Here is an 18,812-nt window from a genome sequence, read left to right on the forward strand (position 1 = left end):
GCACCGGCGGTCGGAGTCTCAGTACTCCTCGTCCGCGGGACGATCCAGGAAGCCGAGCCGTGGCGGTCCGTCGGATGCCGGGGCGGTCTCAGCGGCGGTGTCGGCTCGACGGCGTCGGCGCAGCACGACAGCCGTGGCGATGATGCCCAGCAGGGTCGCACCGACGATGGAGATGAAGGCAGCGGCGGCGGTCGTGGCCGCGAAGGCCGACGAGCCGTCGCTCGGGGTGACGGTGATCTCCGGCGGCCGGACGGCACTGCCCGCCGTGTCGACGAAGGGGCTGGCCGGCCCACGTGTGGTGGCGGAGGGCAGCAGCGTGATCGCGTCCGCGGGCTGCACGAGTCCCCAGCCGGCGATGTCGTCGCGCTGGTCGGGATCCGTACGCGCGGCTGTGGCCATCAGGCGGTAGGCCCAGTCGGCGGGCCCCTCGGCCGGATGAGCGGCCGCGACGAGGGCGGCGGCACCGCTCGCGTAGCCCGTGGCGAAACTCGATGACGGCGCCTCCGTCGCGTACACGCAGTCGCCGGCTCCCGTCGCCGACGTCGTGACGGACTGCGCCGGGGCGGCCAGGTCGACCTGGGGGCCGTGGATCGAGTCGTTCGTGACGGTGCCGGATGCATCCGTCGCCGTCACTCCGAGAGCGCCGGGGTAGGCGGCCGGATACCGAGCACCGTCGCGCGCGTCCTCAGCGGTCGCCCTGTTGCCGGCACTGGCGACGACGAGGCTGCCGGCGTCGTGGGCGGCCGCGACGGCCGCCTCGAGCTCGGCCGAACCGTCGACCTCGCTGAGGGACACGTTGATGACGTCGGCATCGTGCTCGGCCGCCCACCGGATGCCGGCGGCCAACCGAGCCGTCGTCGGCCCGAAGCCGTCGCGCTTCGACTCCTCGTCCGTGCCACGGAACACGCGAACCGACAGCAGCTCGGCGTCGGGCGCGAGGCCGACGACGCCGGACTTGGGGATCTTGCGGGCGGCGATCTGGCCGGCGATGGCGGTGCCGTGTCCTTGGGGGTCGCTCAGTCCGTCCGACCTCTCGCCGTCGCCCACGAGGTCGACGCCGCCGATCACGGCGTCCTTGAGGTGCGGGTTACCGGCATCGATGCCGGAGTCGACGACCGCGACGACGACGTTCTCGCCGGTGCTGCGCTGCCAGGCTGCATCCACCTGCAGCAGAGAGAAGGCGGCAGGCCTCTCGGCGGAGTACACGACATTGCCCGGCTTGCAGACCTCGTCTGCGGCGACCGCCGGCGCCACCCCGACCGGGGGCGACACCACCAGGCCGCCGGCGAGGAGGCCTCCGAGCAGAACGGCGAGACCGGTACGTCCGCGCGTCACTGGGCGCTCGCGGCCTCGACGGTGGGGCTGGCTCCGGCCGCCTCCGGGGAGAGCTCGGGACCCGTCGGCAGGAAGTCGAGCCATCCGGGCACGACAGCGGCGACGTCGGCTCCCGCGTACCCCAGGCGTTCGAGGGAATCGGTCGTGGCGACGGCGTAGGCGGTGCCGGAACCGTCGACGAGGAAGGCCGGAGCGCCCGGTCCGGTGCGCACGAGCGATCCAGCGCCTACATCGACGCCGATGGATCCGCCGGAATCGCCCGTGACGTCGGCAGCGGGTGCCGTGGCCAGTGTCGTCGTCGCGGCATCATCGGCGAGCTCGGAGAGGGCGCAGGGAACGCGCTCCGCGTCAACGGGCGCGAGCACGTCGGTCGGCCAGTCGCGACCGCCCGCTGGGTCGGTGGCTGTCGGCAGGTCGCCGATCTCGGCGGGGCTGACGTCAATGACCTCGCCGTCACTGTTGCCGAGGAGCTGCAGCTGGTAGGCGAGAGGAGTGAGCTTGGCGAGTTCGCCACTGGCCAGCGCGATGTACCGTTCGTCGTCGTCGCTGCCCTCGGGGTGCACGACCGTTCCGACACGCAGATCGGTGCCGTCGATGGCGTCGCCGGTCCCCTCGACCCGCAACGGCGACAGGTCCTCTCCGGGCTGGAACAGGTTGAGCCACCGGCCGTCGACCTCGATCGGTGCGGATGCCCCGAGTCCCACCGCGCGGAGCACGGCGTTCGCGTCGTCATCGTCGATCGCGTAGCGGTATTCGCCGGCGACGACGAAGAGCTCGTCGTCGACTGTCACGACGGTGCCGCTGCCGGGTGCGTTCGTGGCGATGGGCGCTGCACTGATACCTACAGTGGTCTGAGCGCGGCCGGTGACGCAGGCCGTCCAGCCGTCGGAGATGAGGGCATCCGGGGCCGGCAGATCGTCGGGGGCGCCCACGATGCCGACGGTGCCGCCGACGGTGATGTCGGCGACGGTTGCCTGGTCGGTGCTGATGACGGAGAAGTCCCCGGCGGGAACGAGCAGTCGGGCGCTGGCCGTGTTGATGACGGGGTGCAGCTCGCCGCCGACGGTCAGGTAGCGCGCGCCGGTGTCCGAGACGAGCACCAGCCTGTTGTCCTCCCAGCCCTGCGGGAGACCCGGGCGAACCAAGCCGTAGAACACCCCGCCCAGGATGACCATGGCGGTGAGTGCGACCCCGGCGACGACGGCGCGCAACGGCTTGGCCGGATCGAGCTCCTTGCCACCGGGAGCTCCACCGGTGAACGCCGAGAGCAGGCGCCGACGACTGAATCCCTGCGCCTCGATGAGGTCCTTCTTGGTCGCCATCGGGTTACGCGAGCCCGGCCGTGACGACGCCGAGCGGGAGCAGGAGTGCCAGCGCGATGACCTCGACGGTGTCGGCGAGGCGTCCGAGGCGGAGGCGCGCACGGGGGCTCAACAGCGTGAGGGCGACCAGCAGGGCCGTTCCGACCAGCAGCACGACGAGCATGCCGATGCGCAGGTCGGGCTGGGTGACGATCACGGTGAGACCGGTGGCGGCGAGCCCCAACGCGCCGAGGGCCATGAGGGTCATGACACCGGCGCGGGCGTACGTCTGGCGCGACTGGAACATCATGCCGAGGAAGGCGAGCGCGCACAGCAGGGCCCCGGTGAGCCCGTTCGCAGCAACGAGCGGCGTTGCTGCCAGGGCGGAGAGCCCGAGGGCCAGCCGCAGCGACACCAGCACCCGTGCTCCGGCAGCGGCGCGTCGCTTCACATCGTCGGCGTCGATCGGATCGGGGGCCGTGAAGATGTCGGCATCGCTCTGCGGGGAGATGACCTGGATGCGGGTGGAGCTGAGCGCCAGCCAGGGAAGGCCGTTGGCGAGCATCGCCGTGACGGCCAGCATGATCGAGTACGGCCCGACGGGGTCGAGCGAGAACAGGGCGGTCACGACGGCGGCCAGCCCGATGCTCGCGCCGAAGGCGAGGGGGACGAGATGGATCTCGGGCTTCTTGGGGGTGAACGCCAGTTCGACGCCGCCGACGACGAGGAGTCCGAGGGCTCCTGCCGCGACGGGCCAGCCCCACATCTCATCGCCGGGTACGGCGAGGAAGCCGGCGATGCCGCCGTAGCCGGCGGCGGCCAATCCGAGCGCTGCGCCGGCCTCGGTCTGGCCGAGGCGTGACAGCACGACGGATGCGGCGATGAGCACGAGCGCCCCGGCACCGGCCAGCACGACGGCCAGAGGGAAGTCGCGTCCCGTGCCGACCAGGAGGAGGGCGCAGAGGGCCAGGAACGTGACGCTCACCGCGAGTGCCGTGCGGGAGCTGTCGCGGGGAGTCCAGGAGCCGTGCTGCTCGCTGGTCGCGTCGATGACGGCCTCGACGACATCGTCGTAGACCCTGGCCTCGGCGAGCAGGCCGCCACGAACGAGCGTGAGCAGTTCGCCGTCGTGCACGCCCTGGCTTCCGATGCCGCGGGACGGATCGAGCTCGGAGCCGTCGGCGCGGTTGAGGACGTAGCCGCCGTGGGCCAGCGACGGGTCGAGCATGCCGAGGCGTCGGGCGAAGCCCGGCAGCAACTCGATCAGTGGAATCTGCGCAGGCACGCCGACGTCGAGACGTCGGTCCTCGCTGACGATCGACAACCGCAGCACCGCACCCGCAGCGATAGCGGTCTGGCTCATGTCTTCCCCATTCGTCTCGTCCGCTCGACCAGCGGATGACACGCGTTTCACTCTAGATGATCAAGGCTCAGCCCGCCGCGTGACGGCATCCGGGGTACGTCCCGCGTAAGGGGGGAATTGCCCACTGAGCAGATCTCGCTTAGGTTTGTGGGCGGTGACGCATTTGGGGGACGAAGACGCTGCCGATTTTTGGCCGCCCCCTCCAGTGATCGTCTACATCGGACGAATGAGAGGAATGGGTGATGGCTGACCAGATTTCAGCAGAAGAGGGTGCCCTCCGCAAGGGTGCCCAGGCAGTGCGCGAGACGAAGACCGGAGTCGACCAGCAGGTCAAGAAGGTTCGCGGCGAGATCGACCAGCTGCGTGGCTACTGGACCGGCGCCGCTGCCGGTTCGTTCACCACGCTGATGACGCGCTGGGACGAGCAGACCCGCAAGCTGAACGAGGTCCTCGTCACTCTGGAGGCCGCACTCGCCGGCACGGAGAAGGACCAGGCAGCCACGGAAGACTCGCACCAGCAGACCATCTCGGGCCTCGGCTCGATGATGGGCGCCTAGGCACGTCGAACACGGATCAAGGAGTAGATGAACATGCAGTCGATGTCAGTCCGTCCCGAGCAGGTCACGGCGCTCGCAGGTCAGATCCGCGGAGGTGCCCAGGGCATCCGCGCCGAGCTCGACCGCCTCGAGGCCGAGGTGGGCAAGTTGCGTTCAGCGTGGGGCGGTGACGCTCAGCTCGCGTACGACCAGGCCCAGGCCAAGTGGAACGCCTCGCTCGGCGAGCTCCAGCAGCTCCTGCAGCAGATCTCCGGCAAGACCGAGGAGATCGCCGCGCAGTACCTCCAGAGCGACAAGTCGTCGGCCGGGCGCTTCTCGCTCTAGTCGTCGCCGGTGGGTCCGGAGCATCCGGACCCACCGGCCCGTTCTTCAATCGCTGAAAGGAGCCCCATCATGGCGAGCATCATCCAGGTCATCCCCGACCTCGTGACGAGTGGTCTCAAAGACCTCCTCGAGGGGCTCTCAGCCCTGCCGGAACCGAGTGAGTTGCAGTCCGAGGGTGTCGGCATCGGCGTGGCGTCCCCGTTCCGCTCGGAACTGGCTGAGACCGCCATCGTGCTCAAGGCGGCGACGCGGTCGATCATCATGGAGCTCCAGGCGGCAGAGGACGCGATCCGCACCACCGTCGCCCAGCTGGTGCAGAACGACGAGAGCATCGCTGCGGATGCCCAGGCGTTCCTGTCCTTCCTCGACGCTGCGGTCAAGACCGAACTCCCGGCGGCACCGACGCCCACGCCGTCGGCAGGTGGCGGGAAGTCACCGCTGATCGTATGAGGCGCGGCACCCGACGCCTTCTCGCGGCACTCGCGACGACCGCGGCCCTCATCGTCGTGCCCGCCCTTCCGGCGGCGGCCGTCGACGGACCCGGCCTCTGGTACGTGGACGCCTTCCACCTCCCCGATGCCTGGGCAGCGGGGTACACGGGGGAGGGCGTCACCGTCGCCGTCATCGACTCGCAGATCCACCCGGACATCCCCGCGCTCGAGGGCGCCGGCCTCACCGTGCGTGAGCCGTCGTTCTGCGCCGACGACGACGGCGCGGCCTACCCGGCCACCACGGATTCCCTGACCGCGAAGCACGGGACCAACACGGCGTCGTACGTCGTGGGAAACGGCACAGCGGCTGACGGCGAGCTCGGCGTCTTCGGTGCGGCGCCCGGAGCCGAACTGCTCTACTACAACGCCCTGATCAGCCCGCCGACCGCCGACGGGATCCAGTTCGACGGCCGGTGCGATCCTGTCGACGATCCGACGGGGAACACCACCATCGAAGCTGTCGACGCTGCCATCGACGATGGTGCCGACATCATCTCCATCTCCCTGGCGATCGACTGGGACCAGGACTGGACGCCCACGATCCTGCGTGCGAACGAGGCCGGAGTGGTGATCCTCGTCGGCCTTCCCGACGTGATCGGCCAGCCGGACGGACTCGCCCGTGCCAACAGCGTCGTCGCGGTGCAGGCGATCGGCGCCGACGGTGCGGCGCTCGCCACGGACGGGGTCCCGAACACCTTCGAGAAGGTCACGGTGGCCAACGCCGGCGTGGATCTGCTCGTGCAGGGATCGAGCGCGGGCACTCCTGAGGCTGAGAAGAACTGGACCGACCAGTCCCTCGCCAATGGAACCTCCATCGCCACCCCGCTGACCGCCGGCTTCCTCGCCGTCGTCAAGCAGAAGTACCCGAAGGCGACGGGCAACCAGCTCATCCAGACGCTCATCCATAACACGGGCGGTGGAAACCCCGAGCTGACCAGTGACAACACCTACGGCTACGGCGTCGCGTCGCTGACCACCATGCTGCAGGTCGACCCCACGACCTACCCCGACGTGAACCCGTTGATCCTCGACGGTGCGGATGCCTACCCCGCCGCCGCCGAGTTCGACGCGGCATCGTCTGCAGAGCCGTCCGAGTCCGCATCGGAGTCCCCGACCGCACCGGCAGCGGCATCCGACGACGACGCGTCGGGTCTCTCCGTGCCCCTGGTCGTGACCATCGCCGTCGTCGGCATCCTGGTGCTCGCCGGGCTCATCGTTCTCATCGTGGTGCTCGCGCGTCGTCGCCCGAGCACGCCTTCTCCGGCCGCCGGCCACACCCAGACAGGAGCATGACCATGGGCAAGTACGAAGACCAGCTCGCAGCAATGGGATCGGGCACCGACTGGAACATCGAGAAGCTCCAGACCCTGTCGCTCGCCCTCAGCACGCTGCAGCGCACCATGGCGAGCCTCGCGGCATCCCCCGGTTGGAAGGGAACGTCGGCAGACGACGCCTCGGAGGTCTTCCAGCAGCTGAAGAAGAACTTCACCGTGGTCGAGGACGCCGTCACCCGCATCGGGACGACCGTCTCCAACGCGAACGCGGCCAGGGCCGCTGCCGCATCGTCGTCGTCGGATCTGCCATCGTCGAAGGTCGACTCCTTCTGGCGCACAGCCGTCACCGCCGGATCCACCGTCGTGCACCCGGTGCTCGGCCCGCTGGCCTCGGACACGGCCCTCGACGTGATCGAGGGATTCCTCGGCAACCAGCGCGAGGAGGCGGCGAAGAAGAAGGTCGAGAGCCTCGGAAGCACACTCGAGGAGCACCGGGCAGAACTCCAGGAGAGCCAGGCCGCCCTCCGAGGCGTCGCTCCCGTCATGATCACCGATGTCGACATCCCGAAGGACGACGGCCCCACCGGCCCGACCATGCCCGGCGGCAGCAACCCGGGTGGGCCCGGCTATCCCGGCGGTGGAAGCAACCCCGGCGGCGGCAGCCACCCCGGTGTCGGTTCCCCCACGGGGTCCCACCCCGGCGGCCAGGTCGGAACGATCATCCGCACCCCCGACTTCCCGGGACCCGACGGCCCGACGACGGAGGGTCCGGACTGGATCGACCCGACTCCGATCGACCCCGTGTACGAGACCCCGGACCTGGTGTTCGACCCGACCACCCCCTCGGTCGATGACGGCGGACCCGGATACATCCCCGGCGGACCCGGTGGGTCCGGCGGTTCGGGTGGATCCGGTGGTTCGGGCGTCGGAACCCCGGGCGGCCTGGGGGGATCGACGGGTTCCGGTGGACCCTCGCCCCTGGGCTCGGGCGTGATCGGCGGCGGCGCCGGTGCGGCCCTGCTCGCAGGCTCCAAGCTCGCGGGCGGATCGGCCGGCATCGGCGGGCTCGGCGCCTTCGGCGGTGCCGGTGGTGCAGGAGGAGTCGGCGGTCTCGGTGGCCCCGGTGGTTCGGGAGCCGCATCCGGTGTCCGATCCAGCGGCGGGCTGCTCGGCCAGGCCGGTGGGGCCGGCGGCGGCGCCAACGGTGCGAACGGTTCGACGGCGGCTCGCGCCGGTGGAGCATCCGGAGCAGCAGGCGGTCGTCCCGGAATGATGGCTGCCGGCCAGCAGGCCGGAGCCTCCGAGGAGAAGGCCAAGGGCCAGGGCCTCGGCGGATACATCGCGCCGACCCTCGACGATGACGAGGAGAGCGGTCCCCGGTCGAAGGGCGCCGGCGCCGGCGGACGCGGCTGACCTCCGGTAGGTGACGCTCTCGGCGACGCCCCGGTGAGCTCTCGACGACGCGCTCGGCCGATCGCGGTGGCCGCGAGGACACGCGTGCAGGTGGCAGGATCTAGCGTGGGAGCCTCGGGGGCTGCCCACGTGCTGAACGGCGACAGACCAGGGGGAGACTCATGAGCACTCCCGCCGTCGAACGCCGCAGGTTCGCACTGCTCAGCGACACGGGCCGCTTCGACATCGCCATCCCGCTGGACGACAGGCTCGGCGATGCCCTGCGAGCCGGTGGCCTGCCCGTCGGCGACGGGCGACACATCGTGCTCGACCGCGACGGCACCGAGATCGCACCCGAGACCCCGGCGATCGATCTCGTGGACGGCGGCCTCTACAGCGTCGTCGACCTGAGGGCGGATGCTGCGGTCTCGGCACGCGCCGAGCGCGAGTCCGCCTCCCGGCGCGTCGACCACGGTGCGCCGTGGTGGATGCTCGCCGTCATCGCCCCCCTCGCCCTCGCTGCCATCGTCGCTGTCTCCGTCGGCCCCGGCATGCGTCTGCTCACCAGCATCGTGCTGGGTCTGGCCGCCATCGTGACGGCCGTGGTCTGGGCCGCCCGCGCCCGCGCAGGCATGGCCGGCGCCGTCGCACTCCTCGCGCCCCTCGCTCTCGCCTTCAGCGCCGGCGCCCTGGCTCCGCCGCCGGGACTGGAGGACGGCGTGCGTCTCGCCGTCGCTGCCGGATTCGTGGCCGCAGCGGTGCTGAGCGCCGTGCTCACGGCCACGGCGGCATCCGCAGAACTGCGTGCCGCCGCCGGAACAGTGGCGATCATGCTCGCGGTGCTCGCAGCGATCTGGGGTCTGGCCCTGCTGCTCCATTGGGAGGAGCCGGCTGCGGCAGCGGTCTCGCTCGGTGCCGTGCCGCTGGCCCTGCGCGCCCTGCCCAGCACTCTCGTGAACCTTCCCGAGGGCTACTTCATCGACTACAAGCACTTCATCGGCAACCGGTGGACCGTGCGCGGCGCGATCCCGGAATCGCCGGGGGCCATCAGGGTCGAGACCGTGCGGGCCGTCGTCGACGGGTCGTCGGCCCGGCTCGTCGCCGGTGCCGCTCTCCTCAGCATCATCGCGGCGGTCTTCGCGCCGGTCGCGCTGCTCCGGCCGTGGGAAAGCGATCCGTTCGTCGCGACCGGCGGCATCGTGCTCATCGTGTGCGTCGAGATCTCCCTGCTGCTCACGCCGAGGCACACCACGGGTCTCCTGCTGCGCTGGATGCCGAGGGCAGCGGCTGCGGTCGTGCTCGTCGTCGCCGCCCAGTTGGCTCTCACCACTCTCGATCCGCTCGCGCTCAGCATCATCGCCGCCGGACTGTTCCTCGCGGCCGTGATCGCCGCCGCGATCGTCGTCCCGGCATCGCGCGGCGCTTCCTCCCTCGCCTGGTCGCGCACCGGCGACGTGATCGAGTGGATCGCCGTCGCCTTCGCGCTGCCCGCCGCACTGCTCTACGCGGACGTGCTGAGCCTGCTCCGTGGGATGATGGCAGGATGAGCGACCGCGGAGGATTCCCCGGGCGCGCGGGGGTTCCGGCATTGCCTCCCTCCGGCGTGCCCGCACTGCCCCCTGGCCTGCTCGCGCCCCAGCCGGGCCTCGAGGGTTCGACTCCGGATGCTGCTGCCCAGCCGGCTGCCGGCAGCGAGGTCGAGGCACGTGCCGCCGCTGCGTCACCGTCGACCGCAGCTCTTCCCGGTGCATCCGGTGTCGGGTCGACCGCCGTGCCCACCCCGGCCGGACCGCGCCGTATCGCAGGCTCGCTGGGCACGGCCTTCGTCGGCCGCCCGGCCACGGTCGGTCGCCGGATCGCCGCGTTCAGCATCGACGTCGCCGTCGTCGCCGCGATAGCGGTCGTGGTCTGGCTGCTGACCGGCACGATCGTGCTCGGCGCCGTCGTCGCCATCGAACTGGCCATCGGCCTCTGGATCATCGAATCCCGCACCGGCGTCACCCCGGGCAACGCCGCCCTGCGGCTGCGCACAGCCCGCGAGGACGGGCCGTTCTCGCCCGGCGTCGGACGCGGCTTCGTACGCTGGTTCATCACCGGTGCCGGCTTCCTCGCCGCTGGTGTCGGCGCCTGGGTGGTCGTCGCCTCGAGCGCCTGGGATGCAACAGGGCGTGGCCGCTCCTGGGCCGACCGCGCGGCGCGCACACTCGTCGTCGCCGTTCCCGCCCGCAGCCGAAGCGCGGCGCCGGCAGGTTCCCGCGGCATCGTGCTGGCCGCCCCACTCCTCGTCACGTCGACCCGCCGCGCTCCAGCCATGCTTGTGTCCGACGACGAGAACTCGGCCAGCGCCTCCTTCACGGGTTCCCCATCGTCGTCCGTGCCCATCGCCGTCGAGTCCGCCTCGGTACGGGGAGCATCCTCGGGCCGAGGGAGGGCAGAGGAGCGGATGCCCGAGCTCGACGCATCGGCCGCTGGCGGCGAACCCCGGGGCGCGAGCGGGCGCACCGATGCGAAGACCGCCGACCCCGGGGCGGCATCCGTCGTCGCGGCGCCGGCCGCCTCCGCCGCCTCCGCCGCACCGACCGGCCGCCGCGCTGCCGCGGTGCCCGTCGACCAGACCCCGGGCGACACTCCGGCTTCCGAGACCGGTGCGCTGCTGCTCATCTTCGACACCGGCCAGCGCGAGCAGCTGCCGATCCCGGTGGCGGTGAACCTCGGACGCAACCCGTCGGCCACCGACCAGGGCGACAGGCTCATCTCGGTGCGCGACCCCGAGTCGACGGTCTCGAAGACCCATCTGCGGCTCGAGCACTCCCGGGGTCGCACCTGGGTCACAGACAACAACTCCACGAACGGAACCGAGATCAGAAGCGACGACGCCGCCTCAGCGCCCCTCCTGCCGGGAAACAGGGTGCTCCTCGACGAGGGCGACCGCGTGCGCATGGGCAACCGCACCTTCACCGTGAGCATCCTCATGGCTCCCGAGAGCGCGGACAACGCCTGATGGGCGGTCCACGCCTGGCGCCACCGCGCGTCCCGTCCGGCACCATCACGGTGCAGCCGCCCCCCGAGATCGCCCCGAGCGACGGCGGCGGCGGACTCCTCAGTTCCATGCTCCCGATGCTCGGATCGATCGGCGCCATCGTCATGGTGAGCGTCTCGAACACCGGGCCGACGGGCTTCATCACCGGTGGCATGTTCCTGCTCTCCTCCCTGGGCTTCGTCGCGGTCAACGGATGGCGCCAGCGATCCCAGCGCACCTCCGCGACCCTCGCCGCCCGTCGCGAGTACCTCGCCTACCTCACCGAGCTGCGACGCACGGTGCGGGTGGCATCGAAGCAGCAGCGACGAGCCGGCAACTGGCAGCATCCGGCACCATCGACGCTGCCCTTCATCGCCGAGGAGCGCACCCGCGTCTGGGAGCGCTCGGCCGGCGACGCCGACTTCCTCGCCGTGCGCGTCGGAACCAGCGACCAGCCGCTGTGCGTCACGCTGGAGGCGCCCGAGCTTCCCCCGCTCGCGCAGCTCGACCCCGTCGCGGCATCCGCGGCCCATCGCTTCATGCTCACCCACGAGGTGCAGAAGGACCTGCCGCTCGGCGTGACCCTGCGCGACTTCGCCCGCATCGAGATCACCGGGGACGAGAACGAGTCACGGGGACTCGCCCGCGCCATGCTCCTGCACGCGGCGACGATGCACGATCCGGACAACCTGCAGATCGTCATCGCCGCCGAGGATGCGGCCCTCGGTCAGTGGGAGTGGGCGAAGTGGCTGCCGCACACCCATTCGCGCCAGGCGACCGACTCCCTCGGCGCTGCCCGCATGATCGGGTCGAACGTCACCGAGCTCGCCGCCCTCATGCCCGCCGACGTGCGCGAGCGTCCTCGGTTCGCGCGCGACGGCTCGACGCCGCTCACCCCGCACGTGGTCATCGTCACCGATGGTGCGCGCATCCCGCTCAGCGACGTGCTGCTGGCCGGCGACGGCACCTCGGGTGTCACGGTCATCGACCTGCCGGCGCGCTGGGGAGACCTCGACAACCAGAACGCGCTGCGCATCGCCTTCGACGCGGAACGACCCGGCCGGGCGGAGCTGCTCACCCTGCAGATCCCGGCACGCTCCTTCCGCCCCGACACCATCAGCATCGTGGAGGCCGAGGCCACGGCGCGCCGGCTCCTTCCCCTGTTCTCGATGACGAGCACCGCCGTCGCCACGCGCTCGACGGCCAAGCAGGCCGACCTGGTCGACCTGCTCGGGCTGCCCGACGTTCGCGACATCGACTTCGACGTGTCGTGGCAGCCGCGACTCGAGCGCGACCGCCTGCGGGTGCCGATCGGCCAGGACACCACCGGCGCGCCGATCGTGCTCGACATCAAGGAATCCGCCCAGCAGGGCATGGGTCCGCACGGCGTGATGATCGGCGCGACCGGATCGGGCAAGTCCGAGGTGCTGCGCACGCTCGTGCTCGCCCTCGCGCTCACGCACTCTCCCGAGCAGCTGAACTTCGTTCTCGTCGACTTCAAGGGTGGGGCCACGTTCGCCGGCATGGCGGGCATGCCGCACGTCTCGGCCATCATCACGAACCTCGGCGACGAGATCTCGCTCGTCGACCGCTTCCAGGACGCGCTGCAGGGCGAGATCGTGCGCCGCCAGGAACTGCTGCGCTCCTCGGGCAACTTCGCCAACGTCTCGGACTACGAGAAGGCCCGCCGTGGTGGTCGGAGCGACCTTCCACCCCTGCCGTCGTTGCTCATCGTCGCCGACGAGTTCTCCGAGCTGCTCTCGGCCAAGCCCGAGTTCGTCGAGAGCTTCGTGAACATCGGTCGCGTCGGCCGCTCCCTCCAGGTGCACCTCCTCCTGGCCTCGCAGCGCCTCGAGGAGGGCAAGCTCCGCGGGCTCGACACCTATCTCTCGTACCGCATCGGCCTCCGCACCTTCTCGGCGGCCGAGTCGCGCACGATCCTCGGGGTTCCGGATGCCTACACCCTGCCGCAGCAGCCCGGCGTCGGCTTCCTGAAGAGCGACACCGAGACGATGACCCAGTTCCGGGCGGCCTATGTGTCGGCGCCGCCGCCGCGTCGTCGCCGGTCCGTCGACACCGGGCGCGCAGACTCGGCAGCGGCATCCGTCGAGCTGTTCACGGCCGCCGCCGTGCACACGGAAGCCCCCGTCGATCCCGAACCCGATGCTCCCGTGGCCATCGAGCCCGAGGAGTCGCGCAGCACCTTCGAGATCGCCGTGGCACGGATGTCGGGCCGCGGCCCCGTCGCCCACCGCGTCTGGCTGCCGCCGCTCGAGGTGCCGGCGACGCTCGACCAGCTCTTCGGCGATCTCGCCGTCGACCCGACGCTCGGGCTCGTCTCGGCGCGGTGGCGTGGCGCTGGGGCCCTCACGGTGCCTCTCGGCATCGTCGACGTCCCGTTGGAGCAGCGCCGCGAGAACCTCGTGGTCTCCCTCGGCGGTGCCGCAGGCCACATGGTCGTGGTCGGTGCGCCGCTGAGCGGCAAGAGCACGCTCGCACGCACCACGATGATCGCCCTGGCACTGACGAACACCCCGCTCGAGGTGCAGTTCTTCGTGCTCGACTTCGGCGGCGGCGCGTTCTCGGGCCTGCAGGGCTTCCCGCACCTGAGCGGCCTCGCCACCAGGTCGGAGCCCGACGTCGTGCGGCGGACCGTGGCCGAGGTCACCGGCATCCTGAACGCCCGAGAGGTGTTCTTCAGGCAGAACGGGATCGACTCGATCGACACGTATCGGCAGCGACGTGCGGCCGGTCAGGTCGACGACGGCTACGGCGACGTGTTCCTCGTCATCGACGGCTGGGGAACCCTCCGCTCCGAGTTCGAGTCGCTCGAGGCGAGCATCCAGACCATCGCCGCCCGCGGACTCACCTACGGCGTGCACATCGTGATCACGGCGGCGCGCTGGCTCGAGCTCCGCGCGAACATCAAGGACCTCATCGGCACGCGCATCGAGCTCCGCCTCGGCGATCCGAGCGACTCCGAGACCGACCGCAAGGCCGCCGCCAACGTCACGGCCATTCCCGGTCGCGGTCTGAGCCCCGCTGCCCTCCAGATGCTCACGGCGCTGCCGCGCATCGACGGGGTGGCGGCATCCGCGAGCCTCGCAGACGGCATCGACCACCTCACCGAGCACGTGCGTGCGGCCTGGACCGGCCCGGCCGGACCGAAGCTGCGCCTGCTGCCCGACAGCATCAGTCTCGACGAGCTGCGCGAACTCGTGCCTGCTGCGTCGCGCGAGATCGCCCTGGGCATCGACGAGGCCGACCTGGCTCCGTTCATGATCGATCCGTCGGAGGAGCCGCACCTGTTCCTCTACGGCGACGCCGGCTCCGGCAAGTCGTCGATGCTGCGCTCCTACGCCAACGAGATCATGCGGCACTACGGGCCGACCGAGGCGAAGATCTTCGTCGTCGACTACAGGCGCGCCCTGCTGGGCGACATCCCCGACGAGTACCTCGGCGCCTACCTGAGCTCCCACGAGATGGCGACGGGTGGGCTCGGCGAGCTGGCTGCGTTCTTCCAGAGCCGCATCCCGGGCCCGGATGTCACTCCCGAACAGCTGCGGAACAGGTCGTGGTGGACAGGCGCGGAGGGCTTCATCCTCGTCGACGACTACGACCTGGTCGCCACCTCGCAGGGCAACCCGCTGGCCGTGCTCGCGCCGCTGCTCGCGCAGGCCGGCGACCTCGGCCTGCACGTGATCCTCACGCGTCGTGCCGGTGGCGCGAGCAGGGCGGCGTACGACCCGATCATCCAGCGCCTGACCGACCTCGGCACCACGGGCATCCTGCTGAGCGGAAGCCCTGAGGAGGGCCAGCTCATCGGCAAGGTCAAGGCGGTTCCCGCGGTTCCGGGGCGCGCGCAGATCGTCAGCCGCAGTCGCGGCGTCGTGGCGGCGCAGCTCGCCTGGGTTCCTCCGCGCTACAGCTGACGCCTCGGCGTATCGGGATCATCCGGGAGCAACGGAAGCGCGACGCGCTGACGCTGACGGTGACTCAGAACGACCAGACGCGCGCGTGAGCCTCGTCCATGGCGCGGAATCGCTTCGTGCCGGAGTGGGCGACGGCCGCAACGTCGCGGGCCGCCTTCTCCATGATGCGGATCGAGCGATCCCAGTCGCGGTGGGCCCTGTCGTAGGCGTCGGAGGCATCACCGGACCACTCGGTGCGGAGCACGGCCGCCCGGCGCTCGAGGTGGTCGAGCAAGCGCTGCATCTCGTCGATGGCCGCCTCGATGCGGGCGACGGATGCCTCGATGACGGTGTCTTCCACTCGGATCTCGCGGCTCATGATCGTTCCTTCGGTGTCGTTTGCGTGGTCGCGCTGCGCGCTTCGTGCTACTTCTTCTCGGTGCAGTCGAGGTCGCCCGTCATGGTCGCGGCACCGTCGACCGCGGCGGTGGGGAGGCCCGAGTCGTCCAGCGGGCCGATGCCTCCGACGACGCCGTCGAAGGAGACCCCGTCCTCGGTGGCCGTGAACGGCTTGCCCGAGGTGAACCAGAGGTCGTCGGAGACCTGCACTGTCACGATCACGCTCTCGTACGAGGCGCCATCGGCGTTGGCGACGAAGGGGAGCGGGTCGTCGCCGTTCCGTTCGGCCGTGGTCGAGTAGAAGACGCGCTCTCCCAGCGTCTGGCAGGCGAGCCCGGGGATCTCGACATCGACCGTCTTCTCGTCGCCGTCGTTCGTGTAGGCGACCGTCACCGACTGGGGTTGCGACCCCGCGCCGGAGCATCCGGTGAGCGCGAGGAGGAGGATGCCGGCGGCTCCTGCGGCTCCTGCCACGCGCATCCGATCAGCGCGCACCGGCCGAGCCTCCCGTCGAGCCGTCGGGGCGTCCGGTGCCCGGCGGGCGTCCGGCACGGATGTCGGCGCGGAAGGCCTCCTGCTCGGCGGGACTCATCGCGGCGAGGTACTCCTGCAGCGACTGGCCGGCCTTCTCCAGCAGCGGCTGGAACTGCGGCAGGTCCATCATGTCGCGTGCGCTGCGGCGGCCGTCGAGCACGTCCTGGGCGAACCGCTGGATGGCCGGATCGACGGGAGCGAAGCGCAGGCGCTCCATCGAGTCGCGCAGCATCCGTCCGGTCGGGCTTCCCGGGTCGATCGTGGGGAGCATCCGTGGTCCGTCGGAGGGGTCAGAGCCGTTGGGCGCCGTCGTGGGGTCGAGAGGAGGTTCGTTCATCACACCGTGGGGTTGTCGTAGGGAAGGGGCTTGGGCAGCTCGATGCCACCGGCCAGGAACTGGGCGAAGACGGCCACGCCGGCGCCGAGGGCGTCGAAGAACAGCAGGGCGCTCTGCACGACGTCGTAGGCCTCGTGGGCGAGCCACGCCATGTAGGCGAGGGTTCCGGTTCCTGCGAGGTATCCGATGACGGTGCCGACGACGGTCTCGACCAGCACGGTGCCGGCGATGTAGAAGAAGGCGGCGGCGATCGCCGCGTCGAGGATCTGGGCGAACAGGTCGGCCACGAGAGCCGCAGTGTCGTGCATGCCGCGGGCGACGATCTCGAACTCGGGTGCCAGCGTGCCGACCTCGTCACCGGCTTCGCGCACCAGGCGGGCCATCTCGGTGAAGAAGGCGTTCGCCGCGTCTGCGCCCTGACCGGTCCAGGTGTTCGCTCCGACCGACATGGCGTAGCCGATGTTGTCCGCCTGGGAGACGTGATAGCCCTTCAGGCTCTCCAGGGCATGGGTGACGCGGAACAGCGAGTTCCAGTCCCCGGAGAACTTCTTCGAGATCTCGTCCAGGTAGTTCCAGTCGAAGATCCAGTCCAGGATCTGGGCGACCACGGTCGACGGGCTCAGCCAGTCCGTCGTCAGGATGACGCTGACCAGGTCGGTGGGCGGCTCGCCGGCAGGCGTGACCAGCGCGTCACCGGGCGCCGACGGCTTCACGTAGACCGCTCTGCTCGTCGGAACCGACATCGGCGTGCCTCGTTCGACGGGCTCGGGGTAGGCGGCATCGAGGTCGCGCTCGATGGCGTCGTCGAGCTCGATCGACCGGGTGGCCGTTGCGTCGAGTTCATCGGCCGAGAGATCCAGAGAATTCGCGAGGTCGGTGAGGTAGGGCTGGATGGCGTCCTTGGTCTGGTTCGCCGCATCGAGGGCCTTCGCGAACAGGAAGGCGGTGTCGACGATCGTGAGGCTGAGGTTCGTCGTGACGTAGCTCGTCGCGGGCGGAACGGCATCGGACAGGGTGCGCAGGGTCTTGGCGTGGGTGTTCAGCGCAGACGGGTCGATCGCGAAGGCCACAGGCGTCCTCTCGGTTCCGGTCGGAGGACGCGCGGATGATCGCTTCCCCCGACAATCAACCTACCTGTCCGCTTCGCGTTCCGCGCCGTCCGCCGCCCGCCAGCCCACGATCGCGATGAACACCCCGGTCACCGAGGTGAGCAGGGCGAGCACGGCCGTGACGCCGATCGCGAACCAGGCCGGTGCGGCGCCGCCGGTGCGGTTGGCGCCACCGCTGCCGACGACGGTCGAGAGGTCTCCGCCGGCGCGGGCGGCGATCACGACAGCGGCCACGGCGCACAGCACGCCCACGATCACGAACACGCCACCGACGACCATCGAGCGCGTCTTCGACGGCGCCCTCCGCTCGCCCGTCACAGGGCCGGATCCTCTGCCACGCGGATGACGACCTTGCCGCGCACATGCCCACCCTCGACGGCGCGCTGGGCGTCGGCGCCGTCTTCGAGGCCGAACTCGCGGTCGACGTGCACGCTCACGGCGCCCGACTCCAGGAGCTCGGCGATCTCGGCCAGCATCCGTCCGTCGGCAGGCACGTTGTAGCCGGTGGCGCGGATGCCGCGAGCTGCGGCATCCGTCTGCATCGTCGGCCAGCTTCCCGTCGGTGCGTTGACCAGTCGCCCGCCTTCGCGCAGGACCTCGAGCGAGCGGGTGCCGGTGTCGTCGTGCACGTTGCCGATGAGGTCGATCACGACGTCGATGTCGCTCACGACGTCCTCGAAACGTTGCGCGGCGTAGTCGATGGTCTCGTGGGCGCCGAGCTCGCGCAGGAAGGCTGCGTTGCCGGCCGACGCCGTGGCGATCACGTGGGCCCCGGCGATGGCCGCGAACTGCACGGCGAAGTGGCCGACGCCCCCGGCACCGGCGTGCACCAGCACCCTGTCGCCGGCGCCGATCCCGGCCAGCCGCACCATGCCCCACGCGGTCTGCGCGGCGACGGGGACCGCAGCGGCCTCGACGTGGCTGAGGTTCGCCGGCTTCCCGGCGAGGGCGGTGGAGGCGACGGTCACGAACTCGGCGAAACTGCCGCCGACGCGCGGTACCCGTCCCATGCCGAAGACGGGAGTGCCGACGGGGAACGGATGCTGCGCATAGGGCACCGCGGCGACGACGCCCGAGAAGTCCGAGCCGCCGATGAACGGGAAGGAGCTGATGGCTGCGGATGAGCCGCGCCCCGACCGCGTCTTCACGTCGATCGGGTTCACGCTCGCCGCGATGACCCGCACGAGCACTTCGTCGGCGATGCGCAGCGGCACGGCGACATCGGCGAGGTGCAGCTCATCGGCGCCGCCGAGGCGGTCCACGACGAGGGCGCGCATGGTCTCGGGAAGGGGTTCCGGCATGCATTCATTCTGCCTCCTCGGTCGCGCCGGCACATGTCCTCCCGACCGGAACAAGTCCTCCCGACTGGCGTGCCAGGGAGGAGCACTGCAGATCGGGAGGCCTCCCAACCGGTTCGGAGGCCTCCCGACCGGCACAAGTCCTCCCGACCGGCGCATGTCCTCCCC

At 70.8% G+C, this 18,812-nt stretch carries 17 protein-coding genes; 8 read left to right on the plus strand and 9 right to left on the minus strand.

The features are described from left to right. Positions 1-18 precede the first annotated feature (18 nt). The 3 genes from ASC59_RS15130 to eccD are packed head-to-tail and all read right to left on the minus strand — an operon-like array spanning position 19 to position 3,999. Positions 19-1,335 carry a S8 family serine peptidase gene (locus tag ASC59_RS15130; RefSeq protein WP_055824647.1) on the minus strand — a complete coding sequence of 439 codons (1,317 nt, stop codon included), beginning with the start codon at positions 1,333-1,335 and terminating at the stop codon, positions 19-21. Continuing rightward, positions 1,332-2,657, minus strand: coding sequence for a type VII secretion protein EccB (gene eccB, locus ASC59_RS15135; RefSeq protein WP_055824649.1), 1,326 nt, complete (start codon positions 2,655-2,657; stop codon positions 1,332-1,334). The genes ASC59_RS15130 and eccB overlap by 4 nt, the downstream gene beginning before the upstream one ends. Positions 2,658-2,661: 4 nt before the next feature. Continuing rightward, positions 2,662-3,999 (minus strand): type VII secretion integral membrane protein EccD, encoded by a 1,338-nt coding sequence (gene eccD, locus ASC59_RS15140; protein ID WP_055824651.1) that lies wholly within the window; start codon positions 3,997-3,999, stop codon positions 2,662-2,664. Between the two features lie 242 nt (positions 4,000-4,241). On the opposite strand from eccD, the gene ASC59_RS15145 reads away from it, so the two are divergent. The 8 genes from ASC59_RS15145 to eccCa all read left to right on the plus strand — a co-directional run bounded on the left by ASC59_RS15145 (position 4,242) and on the right by eccCa (position 14,988). Continuing rightward, positions 4,242-4,556: a WXG100 family type VII secretion target gene (locus ASC59_RS15145; protein WP_055824653.1), complete on the plus strand. Its 315-nt coding sequence runs from the start codon at positions 4,242-4,244 to the stop codon at positions 4,554-4,556. 42 nt (positions 4,557-4,598) lie between these two features. Further along, on the plus strand, positions 4,599-4,880 hold the full coding sequence (locus ASC59_RS15150; RefSeq protein ID WP_082513787.1) for a WXG100 family type VII secretion target: 282 nt from the start codon (positions 4,599-4,601) through the stop codon (positions 4,878-4,880). A gap of 69 nt (positions 4,881-4,949) precedes the next feature. Continuing rightward, positions 4,950-5,330 (plus strand): hypothetical protein, encoded by a 381-nt coding sequence (locus tag ASC59_RS15155; RefSeq protein ID WP_055824655.1) that lies wholly within the window; start codon positions 4,950-4,952, stop codon positions 5,328-5,330. Then, positions 5,327-6,664 carry a S8 family serine peptidase gene (locus ASC59_RS15160; protein WP_055824658.1) on the plus strand — a complete coding sequence of 446 codons (1,338 nt, stop codon included), beginning with the start codon at positions 5,327-5,329 and terminating at the stop codon, positions 6,662-6,664. Before ASC59_RS15155 ends, ASC59_RS15160 begins: the two co-directional genes overlap by 4 nt. Before the next feature lie 2 nt (positions 6,665-6,666). Continuing rightward, a complete protein-coding gene (locus tag ASC59_RS17735) occupies positions 6,667-8,058 on the plus strand; it encodes a WXG100 family type VII secretion target (protein WP_055824659.1) in 1,392 nt (463 codons plus the stop codon). A gap of 161 nt (positions 8,059-8,219) precedes the next feature. Beyond that, positions 8,220-9,584, plus strand: coding sequence for a hypothetical protein (locus ASC59_RS15170; RefSeq protein WP_055824661.1), 1,365 nt, complete (start codon positions 8,220-8,222; stop codon positions 9,582-9,584). After that, positions 9,581-11,038 (plus strand): RDD family protein, encoded by a 1,458-nt coding sequence (locus ASC59_RS15175; protein WP_055824664.1) that lies wholly within the window; start codon positions 9,581-9,583, stop codon positions 11,036-11,038. The genes ASC59_RS15170 and ASC59_RS15175 overlap by 4 nt, the downstream gene beginning before the upstream one ends. Beyond that, the gene (gene eccCa, locus ASC59_RS15180; protein WP_055824665.1) at positions 11,038-14,988 is read left to right on the plus strand and encodes a type VII secretion protein EccCa; all 3,951 of its coding nucleotides are present in this window, start codon (positions 11,038-11,040) and stop codon (positions 14,986-14,988) included. The genes ASC59_RS15175 and eccCa overlap by 1 nt, the downstream gene beginning before the upstream one ends. A gap of 64 nt (positions 14,989-15,052) precedes the next feature. On the opposite strand, the gene ASC59_RS17410 is transcribed toward eccCa, so the two are convergent. Genes ASC59_RS17410 through ASC59_RS15210 form a run of 6 tightly spaced genes read right to left on the minus strand, consistent with a single transcriptional unit; the run spans position 15,053 to position 18,647 of the window. After that, the gene (locus ASC59_RS17410; protein ID WP_055824667.1) at positions 15,053-15,346 is read right to left on the minus strand and encodes a WXG100 family type VII secretion target; all 294 of its coding nucleotides are present in this window, start codon (positions 15,344-15,346) and stop codon (positions 15,053-15,055) included. 47 nt (positions 15,347-15,393) lie between these two features. Beyond that, positions 15,394-15,861, minus strand: coding sequence for a hypothetical protein (locus ASC59_RS17415; RefSeq protein ID WP_162243193.1), 468 nt, complete (start codon positions 15,859-15,861; stop codon positions 15,394-15,396). Then, positions 15,851-16,237 carry a hypothetical protein gene (locus ASC59_RS15195; protein WP_055824672.1) on the minus strand — a complete coding sequence of 129 codons (387 nt, stop codon included), beginning with the start codon at positions 16,235-16,237 and terminating at the stop codon, positions 15,851-15,853. The genes ASC59_RS17415 and ASC59_RS15195 overlap by 11 nt, the downstream gene beginning before the upstream one ends. After that, on the minus strand, positions 16,237-17,307 hold the full coding sequence (locus ASC59_RS15200) for a hypothetical protein (protein ID WP_055824673.1): 1,071 nt from the start codon (positions 17,305-17,307) through the stop codon (positions 16,237-16,239). The genes ASC59_RS15195 and ASC59_RS15200 overlap by 1 nt, the downstream gene beginning before the upstream one ends. 60 nt (positions 17,308-17,367) lie before the next feature. Next, positions 17,368-17,664 carry a hypothetical protein gene (locus tag ASC59_RS15205; protein ID WP_055824675.1) on the minus strand — a complete coding sequence of 99 codons (297 nt, stop codon included), beginning with the start codon at positions 17,662-17,664 and terminating at the stop codon, positions 17,368-17,370. Next, positions 17,661-18,647: an NADP-dependent oxidoreductase gene (locus ASC59_RS15210; RefSeq protein ID WP_055824677.1), complete on the minus strand. Its 987-nt coding sequence runs from the start codon at positions 18,645-18,647 to the stop codon at positions 17,661-17,663. Before ASC59_RS15210 ends, ASC59_RS15205 begins: the two co-directional genes overlap by 4 nt. Positions 18,648-18,812: the final 165 nt, after the last annotated feature.

Origin of the sequence: Leifsonia sp. Root1293 (assembly GCF_001425325.1) — a bacterium.
Classification (GTDB): Bacteria; Actinomycetota; Actinomycetes; order Actinomycetales; family Microbacteriaceae; genus Orlajensenia.

Bases quoted from the DNA above. Each gene is read 5' to 3' on its own strand.
- ASC59_RS15195 (WP_055824672.1), bottom strand. From the start codon at position 16,237: ATGAACGAACCTCCTCTCGACCCCACGACGGCGCCCAACGGCTCTGAC.
- ASC59_RS15175 (WP_055824664.1), top strand. From the start codon at position 9,581: ATGAGCGACCGCGGAGGATTCCCCGGGCGCGCGGGGGTTCCGGCATTG.
- ASC59_RS15145 (WP_055824653.1), top strand. From the start codon at position 4,242: ATGGCTGACCAGATTTCAGCAGAAGAGGGTGCCCTCCGCAAGGGTGCC.
- eccB (WP_055824649.1), bottom strand. From the start codon at position 2,657: ATGGCGACCAAGAAGGACCTCATCGAGGCGCAGGGATTCAGTCGTCGG.
- ASC59_RS15160 (WP_055824658.1), top strand. From the start codon at position 5,327: ATGAGGCGCGGCACCCGACGCCTTCTCGCGGCACTCGCGACGACCGCG.
- ASC59_RS15155 (WP_055824655.1), top strand. From the start codon at position 4,950: ATGGCGAGCATCATCCAGGTCATCCCCGACCTCGTGACGAGTGGTCTC.
- ASC59_RS15210 (WP_055824677.1), bottom strand. From the start codon at position 18,647: ATGCCGGAACCCCTTCCCGAGACCATGCGCGCCCTCGTCGTGGACCGC.
- ASC59_RS15150 (WP_082513787.1), top strand. From the start codon at position 4,599: ATGTCAGTCCGTCCCGAGCAGGTCACGGCGCTCGCAGGTCAGATCCGC.
- eccCa (WP_055824665.1), top strand. From the start codon at position 11,038: ATGGGCGGTCCACGCCTGGCGCCACCGCGCGTCCCGTCCGGCACCATC.
- ASC59_RS17410 (WP_055824667.1), bottom strand. From the start codon at position 15,346: ATGAGCCGCGAGATCCGAGTGGAAGACACCGTCATCGAGGCATCCGTC.
- ASC59_RS17735 (WP_055824659.1), top strand. From the start codon at position 6,667: ATGGGCAAGTACGAAGACCAGCTCGCAGCAATGGGATCGGGCACCGAC.
- eccD (WP_055824651.1), bottom strand. From the start codon at position 3,999: ATGAGCCAGACCGCTATCGCTGCGGGTGCGGTGCTGCGGTTGTCGATC.
- ASC59_RS15170 (WP_055824661.1), top strand. From the start codon at position 8,220: ATGAGCACTCCCGCCGTCGAACGCCGCAGGTTCGCACTGCTCAGCGAC.